Origin of the sequence: Parabacteroides sp. An277 (assembly GCF_002159645.1) — a bacterium.
Lineage (GTDB): Bacteria > Bacteroidota > Bacteroidia > Bacteroidales > Tannerellaceae > Parabacteroides.
Genome location: NZ_NFJB01000004.1, coordinates 78,891 through 104,561 on the forward strand (window position 1 = coordinate 78,891; position 25,671 = coordinate 104,561).

Genomic DNA, 25,671 nt, shown 5'->3' on the forward strand with positions numbered 1-25,671 from the left:
GGCGGACTTTCGGGACACCCCCGAAACCTTCTCGCAACTTGCGGCGGACTTTCGAGACACCCCCGAAACCTTCACGCAACTTGTGGCGGACTTTCGGGACACCCCCGAAACCTTCCCGCAACCTGCGGTGGACTTTCGGGATACCCCCGAAAAACACACGTAGCCAATGGGAGGCGTGTATTATAATAGGGAAACCTTCCGCTCCCTACGTGCCTGAATTATTCTTCGTAGATAACCTTCCGGAAGGTTTCGGGAGCGATGCGCACTGGCTCACGCGTCAGTTCCGGGACGTTGTAACTCTTCAGGAGAAGCAGGTTTTGCGCCGGGTCGCATTGTGGCAAGAGAAATGCCTTATGCGCCTGTCCCGCAGCGTCGAAATAGGCTATATAGAGACGTGTATAGGAGCCATCATCGCGCCTCGAACTAAACACAATCCACCGCCCGTTGCTGCTCCAAGCGTGATAGCTGTCGGCATCGTTGCTATTCGCTTCGCGGAGCGGATAAGTCTCACCCGTCTGCAAATCCTTCACCCAGAGGTCTGCGCTTTTGTGCCAAATATGGAATTGCCCGTAATTGCCCTCGGTGTAAAGCAGGTAACGACCGTCGGGACTCACGCGGGGCAGCGTGGCGCTCTTGCCGCGAGACGCGCTATCGACTACCCGCTCCGGCGAACCCCACTTTCGCGTGCGGATATCAAACGGCAGGCGCAGGATGTCGTACCGGATGGATGGATAATGCAACAACAGGTCGCCCGTCGAAATCGAGTCGGGATGCGCATTCACCCGGCGCGCATCAGCCGCAGCATAGTATAGATAATCGCCCGCCGGAGACCACGCGGGGAAGGTTTCCCACAGGCTATCCGTGCGGCAGACCCATTGGATACGTCCCTGCGCCGCGTCATACAAAAACAGGTCGGATGCCCTATCCATGACCTCCACCTTCTCTTCATGCTGCATGTGGAAAGCCTGCCCGGTACGGTTCGAAGAAAACGCAATCCAATCTTGCGTGGGATGCCAGGCCGGATAGACCGCCCCCATCGGGACAGAATCCGCCGGGAAAGTGAGCTTGCGCACCTCGTCGCCCTGCACCAAGACCGTGCCGGCATGGTTGGTCCGGACGTGAAACAGCATCCTATCCGTACCATATTGCTGGAACGAATGGCAATTCACGCAATGATTCTCGTCGTAATGAAACCGCCGGTTGTTCTCGTAGAGGGTAGACACGTCGAAATTCTCCATACAACGCTGATAGAGGCCCAATTGGCGGTAATAAGAATAGCCCGGCTCAATCAGGCGGTAAGCGACATAAGGGTCCATCTCCTCGGGCGCAACGAAAAAAGAGCAAGCCGGATAACGCACCCAGCCCGCCGACGAACGGGCGTAGACCGTCAGCTGGAGACTATCCCCCCGATGCGCGTCCAGCAAGCGATGCCAGGCCTCCACCTCGAACTGAATCGTCTGGGAGGCCTTGGCCGATGCCACCAGCTCGGCCCCCTCCTTCCCCACGACAGCGACATAATTGATACCCGGAGACCGTACCAGGAAATTCAAGGGGGCGATATTGGGCGGCACCGTCACGCTTCGGTAATCGGGATAGATAGAAAGCGGTTCCGACGTCGCGGTATAATTTTCAGGGATATCTAACGACTTTTCTACACAAGAAAGGCCGCAGCAAACGGCCCAAACAAATCCGAAAATGCGGCACAGCCGGGAGGACTTTCTCAATTCACGCCCCCACTTCGCCGCGGTTGGTATCTTTTCCATTGCGTTTCATCTACTTGATTCTGATAATAATAATAAAAAGGATAGAAATGACGGTAAGTCTCGCGCAACGACTCGATATCCTTCGGTGGCTGCGAGACATATTGCTGCACAAAACGGTGCACCTCCTGCACGACTTGCGGACGTATCTGAAAATGAGCGAGCACCTCCGGATGCTCCAACGCATACAAAGCAATCGCCTGCTCTACGACCACGGGAAGCTGTTTACCCCGATATACCTGCGCCCGCTGTACCACGGAGGAAAGCTGCTTTGCGTACAGGCACGCAGCCAAAGACACCTCGAGCGCCGCTGCACTCCGCACCTGGTTCGTCTGTACATTGTACCCGATAAAAAGCGGCGCACGGTACGCCTGCTCGAACGAGTCGGTCATCGGCGCCAACTCCAGCACGCGGTGGAAATACGGGTCGGCCCACACCCGCTCCGGATGCGCCACCATCGCGCCATACCGCCGCACAAACGCGCCCTCGAAAGGATGTTGGGATAATTGGTAAAGGTACTTGTTCGCCAATGCATATTCACCATTGAGCAGGGCCGCATACGTGAGCAACTTCAGCGTGTAGCAAGAGGGACCCTCTATGACCATACGCTCCATCGCCTGGTGATAGGCGGGATATACCAATCCAGCCGTGAGACACGCTTCGGCATAGTAGAGGTCGGAACCATCATCCGGCAAACCGCCCCAATCTACCAAGCCCAGGTCCGGATACTGGTACGGGATGTCGAGCCAATGATTTAATAACTGTCCGGAATGCACCCACGCGATAGCGTGATAAGCCGCCACCGCACGAGTAGGGTGAGATGCCTTTCGGGCAGTTTGCTGCATCGATTGCCAATCCTGCCGCAAATAATCCCGCTGCAGAGAGGCCGTCAAGCGTTCGTTCTCCTTTCCCCACCAGGCATACATCCCGAGCGAAAAGAAAAGCACGACCGCCATGACACAGGAAAAGGCATCGCCCCGACCTCGCTCCGCTCCTTGGAGGAAGAAAAAACGACCCAATGCAAGCAAAAACATCCCCGCGAACAAAGCCAAGGGAACCAGAAAAACCCACGAAGGCTCCGATTGATAATACAGGTTCAACCCCCGATGCAAGAACCCCAGCCCCACGAGGCACACGGGCAATACCGACAGCCACTCATACTTTCCCCGCAGATTCGCACCATATTGAAAGAGACATACGCTGCCCGCCAAAAGTAACGCCCAGACGAATCCGCCGAGCCACGGCTCGTGAAACAAGCATAAGAGGAAACGCCCCACGACATAAAACCATCCACCCGGTTGTTCGCGTACGAAATGCATCGCCTCCTCTTCGAAAGAGAAGAAACTATACTGTGCTGCCATGTAAAAGACATCGCCATAAAGCCAAGCCGCAAAAAACCAACAACCCACCAAGGTTATCACCGGCAATGACCATGAACCGAGGGAAGAGAGACAGAATGTGTGTTTCATCAGGTATTCCTTTCTTGTTTTAGGCAAAGTTACGCTTTCTTGTAAGGAACGCCAAACGCTTTACCGCTCATTGATTCGATTTCTACCCGCCAAACCTTCACATTCCGCACCGCGGGAGCTCCATACGTAAATGTCCGTCCGCTGTATTGACGCATCAAGATGTCCAATGCCTCAACCTTCCTCTCAAAATCCTCCACAAACACGACCTTGCCCCAACAAATGACACTCGCCGAACGCATCCGATAGCTACAGGCCACTTCATCGTGTTGGGCAACCAATTCGGCCGATGGACAGAAGGTAATACATACGCGCGGATTCCGGCCGAGCGTCTCAATGCTTCGCCCTTCCTGCGCCGAATGAAGGTATATTACGCCATCCTTATAACCAAAATTCATAGGCAATACATACGGTACGCCGTCCGTATCCGCCATCCCGACAAAGCAAATCCGGCAGGATTGCAGGATTTCCTCCATCTGTTCTTTTTCTGTATAAACTACGGTTTTCATCTTTCTTACTTTCTATACATTATTATATAAAAGGAAAACTCCCCGTCAATCTTCTCCATTTTCTCCGACTTCTTTCCGCCCAGATATAAAAAGCGGAGCCCTCTTATCTTGCGACAAAAGAACTCCGTATCCATTCATTTTCAACAAAAATATTAATCTATTTCCTCATCAGCTTCGTATCCGCCCATTTCGCGAAGCGCATTCTTCAGCATGACATACTGCTGGAAGAGGTGGTTGATAGGCACTTCGTTCTGCGTATAGTCGTGCATCGGGCTCTTGAGGAAGAAACTCAAGAAACGCTGGATACCATAACGACCCGCACGAGCAGCCAAGTCGCTCAACAAAACCAAATCCAAGCAAAGCGGAGCAGCCAAAATGGAATCACGACACAAGAAGTTAATCTTGATTTGCATCGGATACCCCATCCAACCGAAGATATCGATATTGTCCCAACCCTCCTTATTGTCATTGCGAGGCGGATAATAGTTGATGCGGACTTTATGATAATAATCCGTGTACAAATCCGGTTGGTTTTCCGGAACTAAAATAGATTCCAAAGTAGAAAGCTTGCTGACTTCTTTCGTGTGGAAGTTAGCCGGTTCGTCCAATACCAAACCATCGCGGTTTCCTAAAATATTCGTAGAGAACCAACCCGAAAGACCTAAGCAACGTGTACCGATAATCGGAGCGAAACCAGACTTAACCAATGTTTGTCCCGTCTTGAAGTCTTTTCCTGCGATAGGCAACTTCGTTTTCTCTGCCATTTCCCACATGGCCGGAATATCAACCGTTGTATTCGGAGCACCCATAATAAACGGAGCGCCCTCGGCTAATGCCGCATACGCATAGCACATAGACGGTGCAATATGTTCGCGATCATCCGCCTTCATAGCCTCTTCCAACGCCGCCAATGAGCCATGTATTTTTTCATCCACTGGTACATAGATTTCCGTCGAAGCAGCCCAAAGCACTACGATACGTGCACATCCATTCTTTTCCTTGAATTCACGGATATCTTTACGTAATGCTTCTACCATTTCCCAACGGGTTGCACAATCTTTCACGTTATTTCCTTCAAGGCGTTTTGCATAATTATGGTCGAAAGCCGCTTTCATCGGGACGATCTTCTCCAGTTCGTCCTTTACCGGATTGATGTCTTTCTCTTTCAATACTTCTGCATTGATGGCCGATTCATACGCATTGGCTGGATACACATCCCAAGCACCAAATACGATATCATTCAAATTAGCGATAGGAACTATTTCATTATAATGAAGATATTTCTTATCCTTACCCCGACCAACACGAATCTTATCGTATTGAGTCATCGATCCCACGGGCTTTGCCAATCCTTTACGCGTCATCAACACACCCGTCATAAACGTAGTCGCAACGGCTCCTAAACCTACACACAGCACCCCGAGCTTACCGGTTGCCGGTTGTACATTCATTTTTCCCATTTCGTTTTCTTTTCTATTATTGATCATTTAGTTTTACATATTCTCATCGATAATTGCGCAAAGGTACGCTTTTCTTTGAATACAGAGATAGAAAAGATTCGCTTTTTGTGGTCTAAATGCCCAAAATCTCTGAAAACATACCGTTAGTAGAGCCTATCATAGGGTGATTAGAAAGGGAAATCTATATCCGAAAAGAATTATTTGCAGAAATATTTCCGTATTCTTGTTGTTTGGTACATAGATTTAACCTACCTTTGCATTCATAATTAAACAAGCGATTGAGGATAATTTATAAACACAATTAAATAACTTAAACTATTATCTTATGTGGTTACTTAATTCTTCTATCGGGAGGAAGCTGATAATGAGTATATCAGGACTCTTCCTAATTTTGTTTCTGTTGTTCCACCTGTGTATGAACATCGCGGCGGTATTCTCCGGCGAAGCTTACAACATGGTTTGTGAGCTGCTGGGTACGAATTGGTACGCTTTGCTCGGCACATTGGTGCTGGCTGCCGGTGTGGTAATCCACTTCGTGTATGCTACTATCTTGACGTTGCAGAACCGTAAGGCTCGCGGAAACGACCGCTATGCAACAAGTGCTCGCCCCAAAGGTGTAGAATGGGCTTCACAGAACATGTTCGTTCTGGGTGTAATCGTCATTTTAGGATTGATTCTCCATTTGAGCCATTTCTGGGCGGAAATGATGTTTGCTGAATTAGCCGGAATTCACGGAGATATTGCTCCGACAGACGGCGCAACGTTTATCAACTTCTATTTCCAGGGCAATATCGTAAATACGGTATTGTATCTCATCTGGTTTACCGCTTTGTGGTTCCACTTGACGCATGGTTTCTGGTCGGCTATCCAAACACTGGGTTGGAACAACAACATCTGGTTGAGCCGCTGGGAATGCATCTCTAAATGGGTAGCAACCATCATCTGCGGTTTGTTCGCTATCATTACAATTATCTTTTATGTAAATGGTGTAGGAGCATAAAACTTAAAAACTAAAAAGAATATGGCAGAAATTAATTCTAAAATACCTCAAGGCCCGTTGGCTGAGAAGTGGACAAATTATAAAGCTCATCAGAAATTGGTGAACCCTGCTAACAAGCGTCGTTTGGATATCATCGTTGTAGGTACTGGCTTGGCTGGTGCTTCTGCGGCTGCATCGTTAGCAGAGATGGGATTTAACGTATTGAACTTCTGTATACAGGATTCTCCTCGTCGTGCTCACTCTATCGCTGCTCAGGGAGGTATCAATGCAGCTAAGAACTATCAGAACGATGGTGACTCTGTATACCGTTTGTTCTATGATACCATCAAAGGTGGAGACTATCGTGCTCGCGAAGCAAACGTATATCGTTTGGCAGAGGTTTCTAATAACATCATCGATCAATGTGTAGCACAGGGTGTTCCTTTCGCTCGCGAATATGGTGGATTATTAGATAACCGTTCATTCGGTGGTGCACAAGTATCCCGTACGTTCTATGCCCGTGGCCAGACCGGTCAGCAATTGCTTTTAGGTGCTTACTCTGCATTGAGCCGTCAAATTGGCAAGGGCAAAGTAAAAATGTATACACGTCACGAAATGTTGGACGTTGTTTTGGTAGACGGTCGTGCTCGTGGTATCATCACGCGTAATCTAATCACCGGTAAGATTGAACGCTATGCCGCTCATGCTGTAGTAGTCGCAACAGGTGGTTATGTAAATACCTTCTTCTTGTCAACCAATGCTATGGCATCTAATGGTTCTGCGGCTTGGCAATGCTACAAGAAGGGCGCTTACTTTGCTAATCCTTGTATGGTGCAGATTCACCCGACTTGTATTCCGGTGAAGGGCGACTTCCAGTCCAAACTGACGTTGATGTCTGAGTCTTTACGAAACGATGGACGTATCTGGGTTCCCAAGAAACTGGAAGATGCAAAGGCATTGCAGGCAGGTACAAAGAAAGGAAAAGATATTCCGGAAGAAGACCGCGACTATTATTTGGAACGTCGTTATCCAGCATTCGGTAACTTAGTTCCGCGTGACGTAGCTTCACGTGCTGCTAAAGAACGTTGCGATGCAGGTTATGGTGTAAACAATACAGGCCGTGCCGTATTCCTCGACTTTTCGGAGGCGATTGGTCGTCTGGGTAAGGAAGTAGTTAAGCAGAAATACGGTAACTTGTTCGATATGTACGAAGAAATTACTGATGATAATCCATACGAAACTCCGATGATGATCTATCCGGCATTGCACTATTCGATGGGTGGTCTGTGGGTTGACTATGAATTGATGACGTCTATACCTGGTTTGTTTGCCATTGGAGAAGCGAACTTCTCTGACCATGGTGCTAACCGTCTGGGTGCTTCTGCCTTGATGCAAGGGTTGGCTGATGGTTACTTCGTATTACCTTATACGATTCAAAACTATTTGTCAGATCAGATTCAGGTTCCGCGTTTCAGCACAGATTTGCCAGAGTTTGTTGAAGCAGAAAAGAAGATTAAGGATCGTATCAACAAGCTGATGAACATCAAGGGTAAGGAAACCGTTGACTCTATCCACAAACGCTTAGGACATATCATGTGGGAACATATCGGTATGGCTCGCGATGAACAAGGGTTGAAAGAGGCTATCCAAATGTTGAAAGACTTGAAGAAGGAATTCTGGAGCAATGTCTTCATTCCAGGTTCGGGCGAAGACCAGAACACGGAGCTTGAAAAGGCCTTGCGTGTGGCTGACTTCCTTGAAATCGGTGAATTGATGGCTCGCGATGCCTTGAACCGTGCTGAATCTTGTGGTGGTCACTTCCGCGTAGAGCATCAAACGGAAGAGGGCGAAGCTCTCCGCCACGACGACAAGTTCATGTACGTAGCTTGCTGGGAATACCAAGGCGAAGACAAAGACCCGGTTATGTTGAAGGAAGATTTGAACTATCAGTTCGTCACTCCGCAAACACGTAATTACAAGAAGTAATAACATCAATTTCAAAACGTAGAAAAATATGGATAAAGATATAAAAGTCACCCTAAAGGTTTGGCGTCAGAGAGGTCCGAAAGAAAAAGGACAATTTGAGACTTACCCGATGGAAATCCACCAAAGTGTTTCTTTCCTCGAAATGTTGGATATCTTGAATGAGCGTTTGGTGAAAGAAGGCAAAGAGCCCATCGTATTCGACCACGATTGCCGCGAAGGTATCTGCGGTATGTGCTCATTGTATGTGAATGGCCATCCACACGGACCGGCAACTGGTGCTACTACTTGCCAGCTCTATATGCGCCGTTTCCACGATGGCGAAACAATTACGATTGAACCATGGCGTTCGGCCGGTTTCCCGGTTATCCGCGACTTGATGGTCGATCGTTCGGCTTACGATAAGATTATGCAGGCCGGTGGTTTCGTATCGGTGAATACAGGTGGAGTTCCTGATGCCAATGCGATTCCCATCCCTAAGAAGGATGCCGACTTAGCTATGGATGCGGCCGCTTGTATCGGATGTGGTGCTTGTGCTGCTGCTTGTAAGAACGGCTCAGCTATGTTGTTTGTCTCTGCGAAAGTTAGCCAATTGGCATTGCTTCCGCAAGGTCGCGTAGAAGCTGCCCGTCGCGCGAAAGCTATGGTTGCCAAGATGGACGAACTGGGCTTCGGAAACTGTACAAACACTCGCGCTTGTGAGATGGAATGCCCGAAGAACATATCGGTTAGCAATATTGCACGTTTGAACCGTGAGTTCCTGAAAGCTAAGCTAAAAGACTAATCACATAAGATTACTGATAAGCGAAAGCCTTGCCTGCGTTATGCAGACGAGGCTTTTTTATTTTATATACCTGATAATCAAGCCAACGATCGTTGGCAACATTCCCAAGCCCTTGGACGACCCGCCAACGATCGTTGACAACATTCCCAAGCCCTCGGACAACCTGCCAACGATCGTTGGCAACATTCCCAGGTCCTCGGACAACCTACCAACGATCGTTGGCTAAACAAAAAATAATCCACGCATTTTGCCTCTCTTTCTCAAAACTTTTTTTACATTTGCAAAACTATATAGAAACGATAAAGAAAGACAATGAAAAAGATTATTGGATTATTACTTTTAGCAGTTGCTTTTGCTTCGTGCGAAGGACCGATGGGACCGGAAGGGCCAATGGGTCCAGAAGGACCACAGGGACCGGCAGGTAGTAGTGGAGATGGTGTGATAGAAGGTTGGCGATATGCTACTTTTTCGGTAAACAGCAACGATTGGCAGGAAATTGCCAACGTAGATGGAAATCCTTGCTATATGTGCGAGTTCGAGTGGGATGACATCACAGATTATGTTTACAATGAAGGATTGGCTATTGGAAGTATCTATACGACAGTAGGTGAAGTGGAAACCTTATCGCCCCTGCCTTACGTATTACACCGGCAAGGAACAGATGATGCGGGCAACCCGATTTATTGGACAGAGACTTATACATTCGACTATAATCCTGGATACGTTGCCTTTTATGTAACTTACAGTGATTTCTTTATGGATCAGCGACCGGGTAACATTGATTTTCGCGTATCCATTCTTTGGTAAAACCAGCACAAATGGAAGCAAACATTTTGAGGCAGACGGTCGAGAAGCTGTCGGATGAAGCGTCATACGGACGGTTGTTTCACAGCAGCCGCGACGAAGAAGCACTTCCTTCTGGTAAGAACTTGAAGCAAATCATCCATCTTTGTCGTGCGATTCTTTTCCCAGGATATTATGGGTCTGCACGTATCAACAAACAGACCATAAAGTTTCATACCGGTGTATTGATTGAAACACTCCATTCGCTTCTCGTCCAAGAGATCCATGCCGGAATTTGTTTTGCCGACAACGATTGTCTGGCCTGCTCGGAAAAAGAACGGAACGAACAAGCCGTACGACTCTCTGAGCAATTCGTCGCCTCATTGCCTGAGCTACGGCATATGCTTTCCACAGACGCAGAAGCGACTTATAATGGAGACCCTGCCGCTCGCGACTTAGGTGAGGTTATCTTTTGCTATCCCGGGTTCCGAGCCATCTGTAACTATCGGATAGCTCATCAACTTTTTCTGGAAGGCGTGCCTTACATTCCACGAATCATTACGGAATTAGCCCATTCCGAAACAGGCATCGATATCCATCCCGGAGCCTGTATCGGACATCACTTTTCGATAGACCACGGAACCGGTACCGTCATCGGTGAGACCAGTATCTTAGGAAATTACGTCCGTATATTCCAAGGCGTCAGTTTAGCAGGAGAAAAATTCCCGCCTGACGAGAATGGAAACGCCATCCGGGGTATCGCACGGCATCCAGTTGTAGGTAATCATGTGACAATCTATTCAAATGCGACCTTGCTCGGCCATATCCATATCGGAGACGGCGCAACCATCTATGGAAACGTCTGGCTGACACACGACGTAGCAGCAGGCGAATCTATCGGCCAACCACAAAGCACAAAACAAAAATACAACACGAAATAACATCAAAATAGTATCAATATCACAATGGGAGAGACATTCGAAATGGTGGCTAAAACCCTATACGGGTTGGAAGAAGTCCTGGCAGGCGAACTGACCGCCTTGGGCGCAAACGACATCCAAATAGGCCGCCGCATGGTTTCCTTTACAGGCAACAAAGAGTTACTGTATCGAGCAAATTTCTGCTGCCGTACTGCCCTGCGCATCCTCATGCCGGTCTATCACTTTAAGGCGAAAGATGCCGATACAGTCTACACGGAAGTCAAAAAAGTGGAATGGGAAAAATACTTGACACTCGACAAGACTTTTGCCATCGACTCAGTCATTTACTCGGAAGACTTCAACCACTCGAAGTTCGTAGCCTACCGTACCAAGGATGCTATCGCGGATTACTTCTTCGAAAAATACCAGAAACGTCCATCTGTACGGGTAAACAATCCGGACTTATACATCAACATCCATATCTCACACAATGACTGCACGCTTTCCATAGACAGCTCTGGTGAAAGTCTCCATAAGCGAGGTTATCGTGTAGGGCAGGCGGAAGCGCCCCTCAACGAGGTACTAGCTGCCGGTATGATTCTGATGACCGGTTGGAAAGGCGAATCCAATTTCATAGATCCGATGTGCGGTTCCGGTACTTTGCTTATCGAAGCCGCCATGATTGCCTTGAATATCGCTCCTGGTATTCACCGCAAGGAATTTGCTTTTCAAAAGTGGGTGGATTACGACGAAGAGCTGTTCGACCACATTTACAACGACGATAGCCAAGAACGGGAGTTCACATTCAAATGCTATGGTTCGGATATCTCGCAACAAGCCATCGATATCGCTACCGAAAATGTACGCAGTGCCGGACTCCGAAAGTACATCGAACTGGAAACAAAACCGTTCCAACAATACACGGAAGCACCGCAGCCGGGCATCCTCATCACCAACCCTCCTTACGGAGAACGCATCTCCAGCCGCGATTTGTTAGGATTATACAGCATGATTGGAGAACGATTGAAACACGTTTTCATGGGATACAACGCTTGGATTCTGAGCTATAAGGAGGAATGTTTCGATAAGATTGGTCTCCATCCCTCGGAGTGTATCAAGCTGATGAACGGTTCGTTGGAATGCGAATACCGGCAATACGAGATGTTCGAAGGCAAGAAGAAAGAATTTAAAAAGAAGGAAGAATTAAAAAACAAGCAAGAAGAAACCCGCACGCCCCGGAAGGAAAACGGACAACGTCCGGCAGGACCACGTATCAAGAAGGTAGACAAACCCGAACGACGCTTCGCGGCTGCCCATCGCAACGACGAAGATTGGAACGGTGGACGCTCGTTTGAGAAAGGCCCTGCCAAGATGCGTTATCGGGAAAACAACGACCGCAAGCGTTTCGACCGGCGCTCTTCTTCGTTTGATAATAAGAAAAAGAAAGGACGTTTCTATGAAGATTAAGCATGTTTTAGCCAGTTTATTCTTATTGTTTCCGCTAAGTTTGATGGCACAAGAGAAAGAGTTGACGCTGCAGGATTTGATTCCGGGTGGCAAAAACTACGCGAAATTCCAGCCCGAGAACCAATCAATTATCTGGGTGGGCGACGATATGTACCTCACGCAAGAGGGGAAAGATTCCTACCGGGGTGCGAAGCCGGGACAATATCCTGAGATTCGCGTCAGCCGCACAAAACTGAACGAGGCTCTGCTGAAAGCCGGGTTGGACACGGTTTCCCGCCTGCCGCATTTCACGGTCCCGTACCGAGGCGAGTCCATCGTAGCCTTCACCAGCCGCAATCACCGTATACATTATAATATAGATACGCGCGAGGTGGTGGGCGATTATGCCCTGCCTAAAAAGGGAACGAACCTGGATTTCTGTCCCGCGAACCGCTACACAGCCTTTACCGAGGGGCAGAACCTGAAGGTCATCTCGCCGGAAGGAAAGACAATTGACGTCACGAACGAAACTGCACCGGGTATCGTATGTGGGACGTCGGTACACCAGAATGAGTTCGGTATCTATAAAGGAACATTCTGGTCACCTAATGGAACAGCACTCGCCTTCTACCGGATGGATGAGAGCATGGTAACGGATTATCCTTTCGTGAATATCGACAAGCGTGTAGCGACTGCCGAGCCTCATAAATATCCGATGGCAGGAATGAAGAGCCACCACGTAACAGTAGGTATCTATAACTTACAATCCGGCAAAACAGTATGGCTCAAGACCGGAACACCGAAAGAGAAGTTCCTCACGAACATTGCATGGTCTCCGGATGAGCAGCATATCTACATCGCTGAAGTAAACCGCGAGCAGAACGAAATGAATCTCGTCTCCTACTCAGCCATCACAGGCAAAAAAGAGAAAGTGTTCTTCACAGAGAAAGATGATAAATATGTGGAACCGCAACACCCTGCACTGTTCGTCCCTGGCAAACCTGACCAGTTTATCTGGCAAAGTGAACGGGACGGCTTCAATCACCTCTATTTATATAACACAAACGGTGAGCTCTTGAAGCAGTTAACTCAAGGTGAATGGGTAGTTCTCTCCGTAGAAGGTTTCGACGAAAAAGGTGAGCATCTTTTCTTCACTGGCACGAAACCACATCCGCTTAGCTCCTACAGCTATGGAACTCCGCTTTGCATCACGAACTGGAAGCTGAACCTCAAGAAGGGAGACGCTCAGTGTCTGAACCACGAAGCCGTCATAGGGAGCGGCGTACACTACGCTTCAGTCTCGCCTTCAGGACGGTACATCATTGATAACTATTCCTCATGGGACATTCCCCGCAAGATTGTCCTGACCGACACCAAGAAGAATAAAGAGCTGACCACACTCCTCGTGGCAGAGAATCCCTACAAGGATTACGATATGCCGGAGGTAGAACGAGGGAAAATCAAAGCCGCTGACGGCGTAACAGACCTGAATTATTTCTTGGTAAAACCATTAAACATGGATTCCACAAAGCAATATCCTACGATCGTTTATGTCTATGGCGGCCCGCACGCCCAGTTGGTAACAGGTTCGTGGATGGGCGGCGTCAGCGGATGGGACATTTACATGGCACGGCGCGGATATGTAATTTTTACGGTAGACGGACGCGGGTCGGCCAACCGAGGTCATGCTTTCGAAAGCGTCATACACCGGCAATTGGGCGTAAACGAGATGGCAGACCAAGTAAAAGGCGTCGAGTTCCTGAAGACGAAACCGTATGTCGACCCCGACCGCATCGGTGTGCATGGCTGGAGCTTCGGTGGATTCATGACTACCAACCTGATGTGTTCCTATCCAGACCTCTTTAAGGTGGGTGTGGCCGGAGGGCCGGTTATCGACTGGGAAGAGTACGAGATTATGTACGGCGAGCGTTACATGGACCGTCCGCAGGAGAATCCCGAAGGATATAAGAATTCCAACCTGAAGCTCAAGGCGAAAAACCTGAAGGGGCATCTGCTCTTGATACACGGGGATATCGATCCCGTCGTGGTATGGCAACACAGCCTGGGTTTCCTCAAAGCCTGTGTAGACGCAAATACCTATCCGGACTACTTCGTCTACCCGCGCCATGAGCATAACGTAATCGGACGGGACCGTCCGCACCTCCACGAGAAGATTACGCGCTACTTTGACGACTATCTGAAAAACAGCCGTTAAAGCCCTACTCCAGAAGCTGCCCGAGAGGGGTTTTAATATCTCGGGCAGACCACCTCCGACATCTGCAGCAGACTACCTCTGCTATCTCGGGCAGATGTCAGTACATATCTGCGGCAGATGTCGGACCCCATCTCGAGCAGATGTCGGAACACAGTAGACGAATATCAATAAAACATTAATTAATAACGAATTACATTTAAAACATAAATTAGATATGAATATACTGCTATTAGGTTCAGGTGGACGCGAACATGCGATTGCCTGGAAGATTGCACAGAGTCCGAAAGTGGACCATTTGTTTATCGCGCCGGGCAATGCCGGAACAGCCCAGACGGGCACGAACGTGGACATCAAGGCAGACGATTTCGATGCCATCCGATCGTTTGTGCTGGCAAACGACGTGCAGATGGTCGTCGTAGGACCGGAAGACCCGCTGGTAAAGGGCGTGTACGACTTCTTCAAACAGGACGAGGAACTGAAGGAAATACCGGTCATCGGCCCTTCGAAAGCCGGCGCGCAACTGGAAGGAAGCAAGGACTTTGCCAAAGCCTTCATGCAGCGTCATCACATTCCGACGGCACGCTATAAGAGCATCACGGCCGAGAACCTGGAAGAGGGATACGCCTTTTTGGAATCGCTCGCAGCACCGTATGTATTGAAAGCCGACGGACTGGCAGCGGGGAAAGGCGTGCTCATCGTTGATTCGCTGGAAGAGGCGAAAAAGGAATTGGGCGACATGCTGGGCGGTATGTTCGGAGAAGCAAGCCGGACGGTGGTCATCGAGGAATTCCTCGACGGCATCGAATGCTCTGTATTTGTAGTCACAGATGGGAAAGACTATAAGGTCTTGCCGGTGGCAAAAGACTATAAACGCATCGGCGAAGGTAACACCGGGCTGAACACCGGGGGTATGGGCGCCGTATCACCTGTCTCTTTTGCCGACCACGACTTCCTGCAAAAAGTTGAGGAGCGCATCATCCGTCCGACGGTAGACGGCCTTCGCGAAGAGGAATTAGACTACAAAGGTTTTATCTTCTTCGGCCTGATTAACGTGAAAGGCGAACCGATGGTGATCGAATATAACTGCCGTATGGGCGATCCGGAGACGGAGGTTGTGATGCTTCGTATCCAGAGCGACCTGGTAGAACTGCTGGAAGGTATCGCAAAGGGCAACCTGAAGGAGCGTATTCTCCTGCAAGACCCACGCTACGCTACGACGGTTATGCTCGTCAGCGGCGGTTACCCGGAAGCCTACGAGAAGGGGAAAGTCATCACCGGACTGGACAAAGTATCACCCGAAAACATCCTCTTCCACGCCGGGACCAAACAGGAAAACGGGGAAATACGGACGAACGGAGGTCGCGTCATCGCCGTCAGCTCCTATGGCGCCACACAAGACGAAGCCCTGGCGAAGTCGTACGCCGGAGCCCGCGCCATCCAATTCGACAAAAAGTACTTCCGTACCGACATCGGATTTGACCTGTAAACCAATATAAGCATAAGAACGCGGAGGCACAGCGGGCGATTTGCCCCTCTGGCCTCCGCGTTTTTTATGCCTTACTTCGTTATTTAACGACGACTTTATACGTCTCCTGCTGGCACTTTACGATATAGATGCCTGTGCTCAACGGAATTGTCTGCTCTCCCGCTACCTTTGCGTGGTAACGGCATACGCCCTGGATGCTATATACTTGCACCGGTACAACCTCCGAAGTAGCGACGGTCAGTGCACCGTTCGAGGTCCAAACCTTGCAGATTGATGCTGCATTGGGCTGGATGGATTCGTTGGCTACGCTGCTGCCTTGCGGAAAGTAATAGGTATCGCGATAGGATATAGACCACGCATCGCCTTCTGCGTTCTTATATGATACAGTCTGTACGCGCGGATTTCCCTCCGTCATTTCATACTTGACCGCGTAGCAAGTCGTTTGGCCATTGTCCGTTGTTATCTGTTCAGCTGTGTAATTTAAGTCATCATCGCCGGTATAAGCATAAGTAATATCACGTGTATAAGTTATGACATCACCGTCCATCCAGAAATAATGGGAGGAATGCATCCGATTCAAGGAATCATACGTGATATTCTCCTCGCCGCGTTGTATCCACATTGTCTCATCGCCCTTCCATTCATCGAAACCTAAGTAAATAATCTTGGTTACATCTCCTGCCTCATTCAAGGTACGTTCTTGCATACCAATTGTACGTCTAGCATAAACGCCTTCTGTAAAAGTAGAATCGATGCTCATGTAATTGCAAGTGCCGTCTTCTCTATAGAAATAAGACTCTGAGCTGTGCATTTCGTCCGAGACCGTATAAGTATCCGTCAATCGGCCTTGCGTATCGTAGATATTGGTGGTTGTTTCTGTCGATGCCTGACCGTCGTTTATTGTTTCATACACAGTACGGATCCGTTTTCCATTCTCATCATACGTATAGACATAAGAGTAATACTTCTCATTCGCCCAATTCGAGGTGGAAACATCCCACTTATAACCTTCAATACTTGCAACTTGTCCATTTTCTGTGTATGCATACAGATATTTGTACATCTTTGCACCATTTCCATCCGTTCGGATTACGCTGTCGATTTGGTTCGTCCCTGCGCTACGCAACAAACTGACCGGATTTTGTACAAGGGTAGGATTACTGAGAGATTCCGCTTGAATCTGAATACCGAGTTGCGGTCCAGATTGCGATGTTACCTGCTGCGCCTGTACGCTCATTCCACATACTACGCTGGCCATGAGAGCCAAAAAGTAATGCTTTTTCATGTTATTATGCTCCTATTCCGCAGTGTTCCCCTTCCCGCGGGTTAATTAATAATGTAAAAGAGGCGTAGGGAACTGTCGTTGTTACCGCATCGAGGCTCTGGACTGCCCACCGTAAAGTAATAAACGACAGCCCTACGCCGAATGCAGTTATATAACATCCCCTTAAGGGATTGGATATAACAAACATTGGCGCAGAAGCCGTACCTTTTATCCTTTACGGTGAAATTGTCCAGATTTCGACGCAGGATAATATCGAAACGCTTCTACGTTAATTCTTCAATACGAGGGCAAATATCGGAATTATCTTTTAAAATGCAAACGAAATGCAAATTTATTTTCTCAAAATGAAAACGCGGAAACGAGAAGATTATATTGTCATCTCCGGCTTCCGCGTCTCTTTACCTTAGTACGCCTTCTTGATTAGTTTACCAATCTTCCCACTCCGATTTCTGAAGTCCATATTTCTCACGCAAACTCCGCATTTGGCCTTGGATATATTCCTTTTGGGAGTCATTATAGTCATCCATGCCTGTATCCATCCTACGAAGTTGGTTCTCGTAATCGCGATAAACCCGATCCATATCTTGCTTTTGTCCTAATTCTGATAAAGACGTTCCCTTTTCACGGTCAGCACTTATATTCGAACTTCGAACCGTACTTGGGTCACCTCCTTCTTCCATTACTCGAATCCGCTCCCTACACGTCAAAATCCTCTTTTCTATATTCTTTAACCTCGCAGTATTAGTCGTTGTAGCTTTCAAATTACGTTCTGCAGCTCCTGTTCCATAGTTGCCTTGCCCTGCGCGAACTTGCCCACGATTTAAGCGAAGAGAAGTCCCTGCACGAGCGACTTGTTTACTTCCCGAACTGGATATCGTTTTACGAATGCCAGCCCGTTGTTTGATTAGACGTTCACGCTCGGCATAAAGCTGTTGCAATTTCTGTTTTTCTCTCGCCAACTCGGAAGCCCATGGATAGTTGGAAGGAACAGAGTTCACACCATTCACCATTTCCACAGATTCTACAACACTACTCTGGCTGTTTGCTTGTGCTTCCTCGAGCGCTACACCTGTAGCAGTCAGTGCCGCACCAACCTCATCCAGTGTGGAAAGAGCTTTATCCCAACGCTCTTCCTTTTCTTTTACTTTCTTATTATGTCCATCGACATATGCTTGCAATTCGGCAACTTGATACCTCAAATCATAAGAAGGAACCATCCGCTTCAAATCTTTCAATACCAAATAAGCATTATGATATCTTCCTTCTTCCATTTCCAAAGCAGCCAGCTCTTCCAATGCCAAGGCACATATGCCTTCTTCATTTCGATGGTCCTGTGCTATCGCTTTCCGAAGGTATTCCCTTTTCATCTTGCTCTTTTCGGCATTATAAGCCATATCCATATATTCATAACAATCAGATTCTGATTCATCCCATAAATAGGCATTGTTTACCTTCTTATCATTCAATACACGGGCATGGTCAAAGAAGAAGGCTACAGGGAAAATAATATCGGCCAGAAAAGCCGTATTAAACTTCCGGCTAAGTTTGAAATGAGCCGGTTCATATCCTGTCTTTATGGCATAAACCCGGCTCTTCCCTTGTTTATATTGCTTTGTCGAGAGTGTCAACACACCATTCCCTTCCGCATCCGTAGAACCGACATAAGTTATTACATCATCGGTTTTATACGCATTTAATGCGCCCATTTCCTTTTCATAACCATCAAAACTCGCATTCGACTTTTGATTAACCAAATAAAAGTCTGTTTCAGGAATACCTTTAACCTTCACATAGCGCGACGACTCATAATTATGAATACCGCACGACGTCAAAAAGCAAGCTATTGCTCCAAGACAAATAACACCAAACCGTCTCATCTTTAAATCACTTTTGTTCTCCGTTCCCAAAAAGAATTTAATAAAACAAAGAAGCGCAGGAACCATCGCTTACTACTACTGCACCCAAACTCTTGACTATCGCCTGCAAACAAGCGCAGAAGCCTTGCTTTTCTATCCTTTACAGTAAAATAATCCAGATTTTGATACAGGATAATATCGAACGCTTCTACATTAATTAATTCACAATTACAAGAACAAAGTTCGGCATTTTCTTTTAAAATGCAAACGAAATGCAAATTTATTTTCCTTTATCCCCTATCTAAACTTTCCAACATGCTTAAGAAAACTTCTGAAGATAACTACTTTTCTGCACGCATCGTCGATGTTTCTTTATCTTTAGCCTAAAGATACACAAATATCGACGATACGTATACAAATATCGACGATATTTGAAGAAAATGTAGTTACCAATGGAAGTTTTCTCGCCGTGTAAGGAAGTTTTCCCCAAAGGATATACGTTTTTCCTCCAGCAAAATGTTTTGGAATCTAAAAATTGCGTACCTTTGCGCGTCTTTATAAAAACAAGCACAAACGAGCGTATGTTATATTCCAACCAGCGAAATGGATTGATATCTGCAGGGACACTTTTATATATCCTTGCGGGATGCTTGGCATGTTGGGGGGCATGTTATGTCCGTTCGATGGGTTATCCAATTCAAGAAGAAGCGGGTACGCCTCTCATCTGGCAATTCTTAAGCCGGCAATTTTCGAGCGTGACGCAAGCCTATATCATAGGGTTTGTGCTGATGGCCGGCGGTGCTTTCCTGGTACACCGCGCCAATTACGCGCTGATGCTGATTCGCGAAAAGACATTTCTGCCCATCCTGATTTACGTATTATTGGTGAGTACGAACGAAGACTTCCTTCCGCTGAAGGCCACTTCGTTTGGGGTTTTTTTTACAATCCTGGCCATTTACGAACTATTCACAGCCTACCACGACGCGCATAACCGGCGGAATATCTTCAACGCCGCGTTGCTCATTTCGCTGGGCAGCCTGATATGGGTCCATATCCTTTGGCTCATCCCGCTGCTGTGGTACGGGATGTATCTTTTCAGAGTGTTGAGTTTCCGGACCTTTCTCGCCACATTGCTGGCACCAGCGGCCATCTATTGGATTGTAGGAGTCTATGCACTGGGGCAACAAGACTTGGGATTGTTCACACAACCATTCGAGTCGCTCTTTACCTTCCACCCGCTTCGCATAACCGGAAACACCCTGTGGGACTGGATAGCCATCGGTTATCTTATCGGACTGACCCTTTTAGCATCCATCCACATCCTGACGCACGAATACGAAGACAACCTGCGGACGCGCGAGTTTTTAGCATTTCTTATCTTGCTCTCCCTCTCGTCGTTCGCCCTATACTTCCTTTATGAGCAATCATCCGAAGAGTTTTTACAGATAGCCTGCTTCCCGGCATCTATCCTGATTGCGCATCTTTTTACCGTCGTACGGAACCGTTGGACGCAAGGACTGTTCCATTTCACTAATTTATTATTTATTATTTTATTTATTCTTCGCATATGGAATTTCTCATAGAATATGGATATATTGGCGTCTTTGTTGCGGCTTTCCTGGCAGCTACCGTATTACCTTTCAGCAGTGAAGTCGTACTAACGGGTGTCCTTTTGGCAGGAGCTACTTATTGGCCCTGTATGATAGCCGCCACGCTGGGCAATTTCTTAGGAGGCATGAGTTGCTATTGGCTGGGGATGCTGGGCAAAATAGAATGGATAGAGAAATACCTGAAGCTCGATGCAGCGAAAGTATACAAAGTGCAAGATTGGATAAAGAACAAAGGTTCGTGGATGGGGTTCTTCGTTTTCTTGCCGGGCGTGGGAGACTTTATCGCGGTCGCGCTGGGTTTCCTTCGGGCAAACGTATGGATTGTAGCCATCTCCATGTTTGCCGGCAAAGCCATACGCTATTGGGTATGGATGGAATTTGTCTATCAAGTACAATCGTATATATAACAAAAAAACATTATATTTGTATTCCGTTTAAGTTAAAAAGAAATGAATGTAAAGCTATCAAGAACACCTAATCGGCAATTCGTTTTGCGAGAGTTAAAAGATTATCTCATGATTGCTTTGTCCATGGTCATCTATGGAATCGGATGGACGCTTTTCCTCCTGCCCAACGACATTACGACAGGCGGCGTCCCAGGTATCGCCTCCATCGTGTATTTCGGCACCAAGTTGCCTGTACAATACACGTATTTCGCCATCAATGCCATCTTGCTCCTTTTGGCACTGAAAATCTTAGGTTTCAAATTTACCATTAAGACCATCTTTGCGGTCTTTACACTGACGGCTTTTTTGGCCATTATCCAAAAGTTTACACCTGAAGAGCCGCTTTTGCAAGACCAACCTTTCATGGCTTGTTTACTGGGTGCTACGTTCTGTGGAAGTGCGATTGGGTTGGCTCTTTCCTACAACGGAAGTACAGGAGGAACGGATATTATTGCCGCGATTATCAACAAGTACCGTGATGTATCATTGGGTACGGTGGTTCGGATGTGCGATATGGTCATTATTACCTCCAGTTACTTCGTGCTGCAAGATTGGGAAAAGGTAATTTATGGTTATGTAACGCTCTATGTCAGCAGTTTTGTACTCGACCAAATCGTCAACGGCAACCACCAATCGGTTCAATTCTTTATCATCTCAAAACATCACGAAGAAATTGCCCGACATATCACAAAAGACATGCACCGAGGCGTGACAATCCTTAACGGCACCGGTTTTTATACCGGAAACGACGTTAAGATGCTCTTCGTGCTGGCCAAAAAACGCGAATCGAACTACATTTTCCGCCTCATCAAAGACATTGACCCCAATGCTTTTGTGACGCAAAGCAACGTAAAGGGTGTCTATGGAGAAGGGTTTGACCATATCAAAGTAAAATAAAATTCGTACTTTTGCACCGTACTAAAAAAGGAATAACAATATGTCTGTAGCAAAAAGAGATGATGAAATAAAGAAGGTAACGGCATCGAAATTACAAGAAATGAAGCTGAAGGGCGAAAAGATTTCGATGCTGACCGCGTATGACTTTACCATGGCTACTTTGATAGACCAAGGAGGTGTAGATGCTATCCTGGTAGGTGATTCGGCTTCGAACGTCATGGCTGGTTATGATACGACGCTGCCCATCAAGGTAGACGAGATGATTTACCATGCCTCTTCCGTAGTACGAGGCGTGCGCCGGGCGCTGGTCGTATGCGATATGCCGTTTGGTTCCTATCAAATAGAAGCGACGGAAGGCGTACGCAACGCAGTTCGCATGGTACAACAAAGCGGATGTGATGCTTTGAAATTGGAAGGTGGCATAGAGATTGTGCCCACGGTACGACGCATTATAGAAGCCGGTATTCCCGTGATGGGCCATTTAGGATTAACGCCGCAAAGCATCCATAAATTCGGGTCGTATGCCGTACGGGCCAAAGAGGATGCCGAAGCTCAAAAGCTAATGGACGATGCACTTGCCCTCCAAGAGGCGGGTTGCTTTGCAATCGTGCTTGAAAAAATTCCGGCAACCTTGGCTAAACAAGTTACCGAACAACTCTCTATCCCTACCATCGGCATCGGAGCAGGTAATGCTACCGACGGGCAAGTCCTCGTCGGGCAAGACATGTTAGGGATGAACCAAGGCTTCAAACCGAAGTTCTTACGCCGATATGCCAACTTGGCAGAAAATATCATGCAAGCAGTCCACGCTTACACGGAAGATGTCAAGCGCGAAGACTTTCCCAACGAACAAGAGCAATATTAAAAGAATGATACGGAATGGACGAGAAAAAGAGCCATATTACGCGGAAAGTCGTATGGGGCTATTTGCTATTACTTTTGATTGCAGTCTGTTCCGTATCTTATATTTATAGTATCATTCAACAGTTAGCTGTTGAGGAAGCGCCTGATACCACGGTTCGGCAAAAAGCATACTTAGTCACCAACACCCTTTCGCTCCTCTACGAAAGTGAAGCCTTAGGACAACTGGTCGGACGACCGGAAAACGACTTGCGGAACTTCAACCGCACCATGCGCAAAGCACAAGCGAACCTTGATTCGCTCCGCGTATTGCTATCGGATTCTATCCAACAGCTCAAAGTCGATACGATTCAAGACCTTTTGCGCCAAAAACGATGGAACACATTAAGCCTTTTGGAAACGTTGACAGAGTGGAATGCCGGACGCCTTTACCGGGAAAATATCGAACGAGTCATTGCTGTCCAGGATTCCGTCGTGCAACAAGTAAGGGATACCATTGCGCAACCGACTGTCCGCGAAATCGTAGAAGTAAAGCAAGATACCGTTATCATCCCGAAGAAAAAGAAAGGTTTTTTCCGCCGGTTGGCAGACGCATTTTCTTCCAAGCACGAAGAGGATACAAGTTTTGTACTCAAGACCACACGCCAGTTGGTAACCGATACCATACGTGTCGCCTACAACCCGTCGGATACCATCGTGCAAGTATTGCGCAACCTGCAAGATACCGTAGCCGACCAAAGCAAGCAACTGGCGGATGTCCTTTGGCAACGAGCTGCCAATCTCCGGTACAACAACTCCATCGTATCGAATAAAATCAATCAAATGTTGCGCGACATCGAAGAGGAGGAGGTCGAACAGACCTTGGAAAGGGCTCAACATAAACAAGCTTTGTTGCGCGAAACGACCCGTCTCATCGCCAGTGTCGGTTTGATTGCCGTCATCGTAGCCGTCTTCTTCTTGATTATTATTATCCGGGATATTTCCCGAAGTTATTATTATCGCCGGCAATTAGAGAAAGCAAAACAGTTTGCCGAGGATTTGCTACAGAGCCGCGAACAGTTGATTTTGACCATCAGCCACGATATACGTGCGCCTTTATCGTCTATCATTGGTTACATCGAATTGCTTTTGCGCCGCCATCCCGACGAAAGGCAACGTTATTACCTGGACAATATGAGCAGTTCGGCGCAGCATATCCTTTCGTTGGTAAACGACCTATTGGATTATCATCGATTGGAATCCGGCCAAATGGAAATACATCCTGTCCCCTTCTCGGTTTCAGCGCTATTGAAAGAGATTTACGTAAGTTTCAAGCCTTTGGCGGAAGCAAAAGGACTGGAGTTCGTCTTGGATGCCAAGCCCGACTATATGGAACAGACCTATTGGGGCGATACCATCCGGCTGCGGCAAGTCGTGAGCAACCTCTTGTCGAATGCCATCAAGTTTACGCCGGAGGGGAAAATACGGCTACGGGCCGCTATCGAGTTCAAGCATGAGCGCATGTTCGAATTGGATGTAACCGTATCGGATGCCGGACCAGGTATTCCGGTGTCGGAACAGGAGCGTATCTTCGGGGACTTTACCCGTTTGGAAGGCACCTCGCAAGTCGAAGGTTTTGGATTGGGGCTTTCCATCACGCGTCGTTTGGTGACGCTCTTGCATGGGACGTTGGCCGTGCATAGTGTTGTTGGTACCGGGAGCGATTTTATCCTCACGCTTCCCCTTCCGTTGTCCGATAAAGAGGTAAAAGCGCCGGCTGCCGAAGAAGCGCCCCTGTCGCTTTCAAACGAACGGACCGTTTATTGCTTACTGGTCGACGATGATGCCATCCAACTGGCGCTCACCGAGGAATTGCTTAAGCGAAGCCACGTCGAAGTGGTATGCGTTTCCAACCCACATGTCGTATTGGAGGTGTTGCGGAATTCGCGCTTCGATGTTATTATCACCGATATCCAAATGCCGGGCATGGATGGCTATCACCTCTTAAAGCAAATCCGCCAATCCGGCATTCCCGGTACCGACCGCCTGCCGGTTGTCGCGCTCTCGGCCAGTGTGGCCAACGAACATACGCATTACATCGAGAGTGGCTTTACGGACTTCCTGAACAAACCCTTCACGGCGGCCCAACTGATTGAATTGCTGAACCGCCTCCTGACGACACACCTCGAACCGGTAGCCCAACTCAATTTTGCCGGTTTAACGGCTTTTGCAGGTGATGATGCGGATGCGTCTGCCTCTATTCTCCGTACCTTTATCGACGAGACTTCGCATAGCATCGACCTTTTGCACCAGGCCGCTGAAGCGAAAGACCGCACGGAAGTTTCCCGCCTTTCGCATAAGTTGATTCCGTTGCTCACGATGTTGGGTGCCAATCATCTGGTACAAAAACTACGCATCTTGGAAAAGAATGATGCCGAACTGACCGAGTCGGGTTGGGAAACGCTCCTCGGCGAAGTCATCGATGCGCTGACCGACATCGTTTGTCAAGCACGCGAAAAGGCCCGGTGAGGAATAAAATTGGGGAATTATTCCACACCTTCCACACTTTCGTTCCACACTTCCACACTTCACAGGCGTCATTCTTCCTTTCCACAGGTATAATTACAGCCGATTATAGGCGTTTTTCCCACTTTTTACAGGCATAATCCCTGTTTGGCTAAGTTTGGCACGATATTCGTATATAGAATAAGCGACATACATAATAAGTGTTTCTACATTTATCCGTTTTTATAGGTTAAATCTTACTCTAAGGTAAAAGAGTAGTAAGTTAAAGTGTTTTTTTGATTAAGTCTGCTAATGAGAGGCCTCCTCGGGAGAGTGAGCCTCTTTTTTTATGCCCTGTTCCCACGTCATGCGCGAACAAAAAATAGGAAATGCCACGCAGATACCCATTATGCTACACACCCAAATTCCAAGGGGAAAAAC

At 47.7% G+C, this 25,671-nt stretch carries 19 protein-coding genes; 13 read left to right on the forward strand and 6 right to left on the reverse strand.

Going from position 1 to position 25,671, the window contains the following annotated elements:
- Positions 1–218: 218 nt before the first annotated feature.
- From B5F77_RS02645 to B5F77_RS02660, 4 genes are all read right to left on the reverse strand, one after another.
- Positions 219–1,763 (reverse strand): PD40 domain-containing protein, encoded by a 1,545-nt coding sequence (locus B5F77_RS02645; RefSeq protein WP_087327231.1) that lies wholly within the window; start codon positions 1,761–1,763, stop codon positions 219–221.
- Positions 1,721–3,229 carry a DUF6057 family protein gene (locus B5F77_RS02650; RefSeq protein WP_087327234.1) on the reverse strand — a complete coding sequence of 503 codons (1,509 nt, stop codon included), beginning with the start codon at positions 3,227–3,229 and terminating at the stop codon, positions 1,721–1,723. The genes B5F77_RS02645 and B5F77_RS02650 overlap by 43 nt, the downstream gene beginning before the upstream one ends.
- Before the next feature lie 29 nt (positions 3,230–3,258).
- The gene (locus B5F77_RS02655; RefSeq protein ID WP_087327237.1) at positions 3,259–3,735 is read right to left on the reverse strand and encodes a pyridoxamine 5'-phosphate oxidase family protein; all 477 of its coding nucleotides are present in this window, start codon (positions 3,733–3,735) and stop codon (positions 3,259–3,261) included.
- A gap of 152 nt (positions 3,736–3,887) precedes the next feature.
- Entirely contained in the window at positions 3,888–5,195 is a 1,308-nt protein-coding gene (locus tag B5F77_RS02660) for an inositol-3-phosphate synthase (protein WP_087327385.1), read from the reverse strand.
- A gap of 325 nt (positions 5,196–5,520) precedes the next feature.
- Here B5F77_RS02660 and B5F77_RS02665 point away from each other — a divergent pair, with 325 nt between their 5' ends.
- From B5F77_RS02665 to purD, 8 genes are all read left to right on the forward strand, one after another.
- Positions 5,521–6,195 (forward strand): succinate dehydrogenase/fumarate reductase cytochrome b subunit, encoded by a 675-nt coding sequence (locus B5F77_RS02665; protein WP_087327240.1) that lies wholly within the window; start codon positions 5,521–5,523, stop codon positions 6,193–6,195.
- A 21-nt stretch (positions 6,196–6,216) separates the two neighbouring features.
- Positions 6,217–8,160 carry a fumarate reductase/succinate dehydrogenase flavoprotein subunit gene (locus B5F77_RS02670; RefSeq protein ID WP_087327242.1) on the forward strand — a complete coding sequence of 648 codons (1,944 nt, stop codon included), beginning with the start codon at positions 6,217–6,219 and terminating at the stop codon, positions 8,158–8,160.
- A 28-nt stretch (positions 8,161–8,188) separates the two neighbouring features.
- The gene (locus B5F77_RS02675) at positions 8,189–8,941 is read left to right on the forward strand and encodes a succinate dehydrogenase/fumarate reductase iron-sulfur subunit (RefSeq protein ID WP_087327246.1); all 753 of its coding nucleotides are present in this window, start codon (positions 8,189–8,191) and stop codon (positions 8,939–8,941) included.
- Between the two features lie 312 nt (positions 8,942–9,253).
- Entirely contained in the window at positions 9,254–9,748 is a 495-nt protein-coding gene (locus B5F77_RS02680; protein ID WP_087327249.1) for a collagen-like protein, read from the forward strand.
- Between the two features lie 11 nt (positions 9,749–9,759).
- Complete coding sequence (locus tag B5F77_RS02685) at positions 9,760–10,665, forward strand: serine acetyltransferase (RefSeq protein ID WP_087327252.1); 906 nt, start codon at positions 9,760–9,762, stop codon at positions 10,663–10,665.
- Positions 10,666–10,689: 24 nt separating this feature from the next.
- Positions 10,690–12,111 (forward strand): THUMP domain-containing protein, encoded by a 1,422-nt coding sequence (locus tag B5F77_RS02690; protein WP_087327255.1) that lies wholly within the window; start codon positions 10,690–10,692, stop codon positions 12,109–12,111.
- Positions 12,101–14,305, forward strand: coding sequence for a DPP IV N-terminal domain-containing protein (locus B5F77_RS02695; protein WP_087327258.1), 2,205 nt, complete (start codon positions 12,101–12,103; stop codon positions 14,303–14,305). Before B5F77_RS02690 ends, B5F77_RS02695 begins: the two co-directional genes overlap by 11 nt.
- Positions 14,306–14,519: 214 nt before the next feature.
- On the forward strand, positions 14,520–15,791 hold the full coding sequence (purD, locus tag B5F77_RS02700; protein ID WP_087327260.1) for a phosphoribosylamine--glycine ligase: 1,272 nt from the start codon (positions 14,520–14,522) through the stop codon (positions 15,789–15,791).
- Positions 15,792–15,870: 79 nt separating this feature from the next.
- On the opposite strand, the gene B5F77_RS02705 is transcribed toward purD, so the two are convergent.
- Positions 15,871–17,076 carry a hypothetical protein gene (locus tag B5F77_RS02705; protein ID WP_140392798.1) on the reverse strand — a complete coding sequence of 402 codons (1,206 nt, stop codon included), beginning with the start codon at positions 17,074–17,076 and terminating at the stop codon, positions 15,871–15,873.
- A gap of 425 nt (positions 17,077–17,501) precedes the next feature.
- Positions 17,502–18,953: a hypothetical protein gene (locus B5F77_RS02710; protein WP_140392799.1), complete on the reverse strand. Its 1,452-nt coding sequence runs from the start codon at positions 18,951–18,953 to the stop codon at positions 17,502–17,504.
- A gap of 560 nt (positions 18,954–19,513) precedes the next feature.
- Between B5F77_RS02710 and B5F77_RS02715 the strand changes: the two genes are divergently transcribed.
- From B5F77_RS02715 to B5F77_RS02735, 5 genes are read left to right on the forward strand one after another with little or no spacing between them, the layout of a single operon-like run.
- Positions 19,514–20,515: a hypothetical protein gene (locus B5F77_RS02715; protein ID WP_087327388.1), complete on the forward strand. Its 1,002-nt coding sequence runs from the start codon at positions 19,514–19,516 to the stop codon at positions 20,513–20,515.
- Positions 20,500–20,949, forward strand: a complete 450-nt coding sequence (locus B5F77_RS02720; RefSeq protein ID WP_087327270.1) for a VTT domain-containing protein — start codon at positions 20,500–20,502, stop codon at positions 20,947–20,949. The genes B5F77_RS02715 and B5F77_RS02720 overlap by 16 nt, the downstream gene beginning before the upstream one ends.
- 42 nt (positions 20,950–20,991) lie before the next feature.
- On the forward strand, positions 20,992–21,885 hold the full coding sequence (locus B5F77_RS02725) for a YitT family protein (RefSeq protein ID WP_087327273.1): 894 nt from the start codon (positions 20,992–20,994) through the stop codon (positions 21,883–21,885).
- Positions 21,886–21,925: 40 nt separating this feature from the next.
- A complete protein-coding gene (gene panB / locus B5F77_RS02730) occupies positions 21,926–22,750 on the forward strand; it encodes a 3-methyl-2-oxobutanoate hydroxymethyltransferase (RefSeq protein WP_087327276.1) in 825 nt (274 codons plus the stop codon).
- 14 nt (positions 22,751–22,764) lie between these two features.
- Positions 22,765–25,254: an ATP-binding protein gene (locus B5F77_RS02735; RefSeq protein WP_087327281.1), complete on the forward strand. Its 2,490-nt coding sequence runs from the start codon at positions 22,765–22,767 to the stop codon at positions 25,252–25,254.
- Positions 25,255–25,671: the final 417 nt, after the last annotated feature.

Bases quoted from the DNA above. Each gene is read 5' to 3' on its own strand.
- B5F77_RS02665 (WP_087327240.1), top strand. From the start codon at position 5,521: ATGTGGTTACTTAATTCTTCTATCGGGAGGAAGCTGATAATGAGTATA.
- B5F77_RS02715 (WP_087327388.1), top strand. From the start codon at position 19,514: ATGTTATATTCCAACCAGCGAAATGGATTGATATCTGCAGGGACACTT.
- B5F77_RS02680 (WP_087327249.1), top strand. From the start codon at position 9,254: ATGAAAAAGATTATTGGATTATTACTTTTAGCAGTTGCTTTTGCTTCG.
- B5F77_RS02695 (WP_087327258.1), top strand. From the start codon at position 12,101: ATGAAGATTAAGCATGTTTTAGCCAGTTTATTCTTATTGTTTCCGCTA.
- purD (WP_087327260.1), top strand. From the start codon at position 14,520: ATGAATATACTGCTATTAGGTTCAGGTGGACGCGAACATGCGATTGCC.
- B5F77_RS02710 (WP_140392799.1), bottom strand. From the start codon at position 18,953: ATGAGACGGTTTGGTGTTATTTGTCTTGGAGCAATAGCTTGCTTTTTG.
- B5F77_RS02690 (WP_087327255.1), top strand. From the start codon at position 10,690: ATGGGAGAGACATTCGAAATGGTGGCTAAAACCCTATACGGGTTGGAA.
- B5F77_RS02645 (WP_087327231.1), bottom strand. From the start codon at position 1,763: ATGGAAAAGATACCAACCGCGGCGAAGTGGGGGCGTGAATTGAGAAAG.
- B5F77_RS02650 (WP_087327234.1), bottom strand. From the start codon at position 3,229: ATGAAACACACATTCTGTCTCTCTTCCCTCGGTTCATGGTCATTGCCG.
- B5F77_RS02685 (WP_087327252.1), top strand. From the start codon at position 9,760: ATGGAAGCAAACATTTTGAGGCAGACGGTCGAGAAGCTGTCGGATGAA.
- B5F77_RS02720 (WP_087327270.1), top strand. From the start codon at position 20,500: ATGGAATTTCTCATAGAATATGGATATATTGGCGTCTTTGTTGCGGCT.
- B5F77_RS02655 (WP_087327237.1), bottom strand. From the start codon at position 3,735: ATGAAAACCGTAGTTTATACAGAAAAAGAACAGATGGAGGAAATCCTG.
- panB (WP_087327276.1), top strand. From the start codon at position 21,926: ATGTCTGTAGCAAAAAGAGATGATGAAATAAAGAAGGTAACGGCATCG.
- B5F77_RS02735 (WP_087327281.1), top strand. From the start codon at position 22,765: ATGGACGAGAAAAAGAGCCATATTACGCGGAAAGTCGTATGGGGCTAT.
- B5F77_RS02660 (WP_087327385.1), bottom strand. From the start codon at position 5,195: ATGGGAAAAATGAATGTACAACCGGCAACCGGTAAGCTCGGGGTGCTG.
- B5F77_RS02705 (WP_140392798.1), bottom strand. From the start codon at position 17,076: ATGAAAAAGCATTACTTTTTGGCTCTCATGGCCAGCGTAGTATGTGGA.
- B5F77_RS02675 (WP_087327246.1), top strand. From the start codon at position 8,189: ATGGATAAAGATATAAAAGTCACCCTAAAGGTTTGGCGTCAGAGAGGT.
- B5F77_RS02670 (WP_087327242.1), top strand. From the start codon at position 6,217: ATGGCAGAAATTAATTCTAAAATACCTCAAGGCCCGTTGGCTGAGAAG.
- B5F77_RS02725 (WP_087327273.1), top strand. From the start codon at position 20,992: ATGAATGTAAAGCTATCAAGAACACCTAATCGGCAATTCGTTTTGCGA.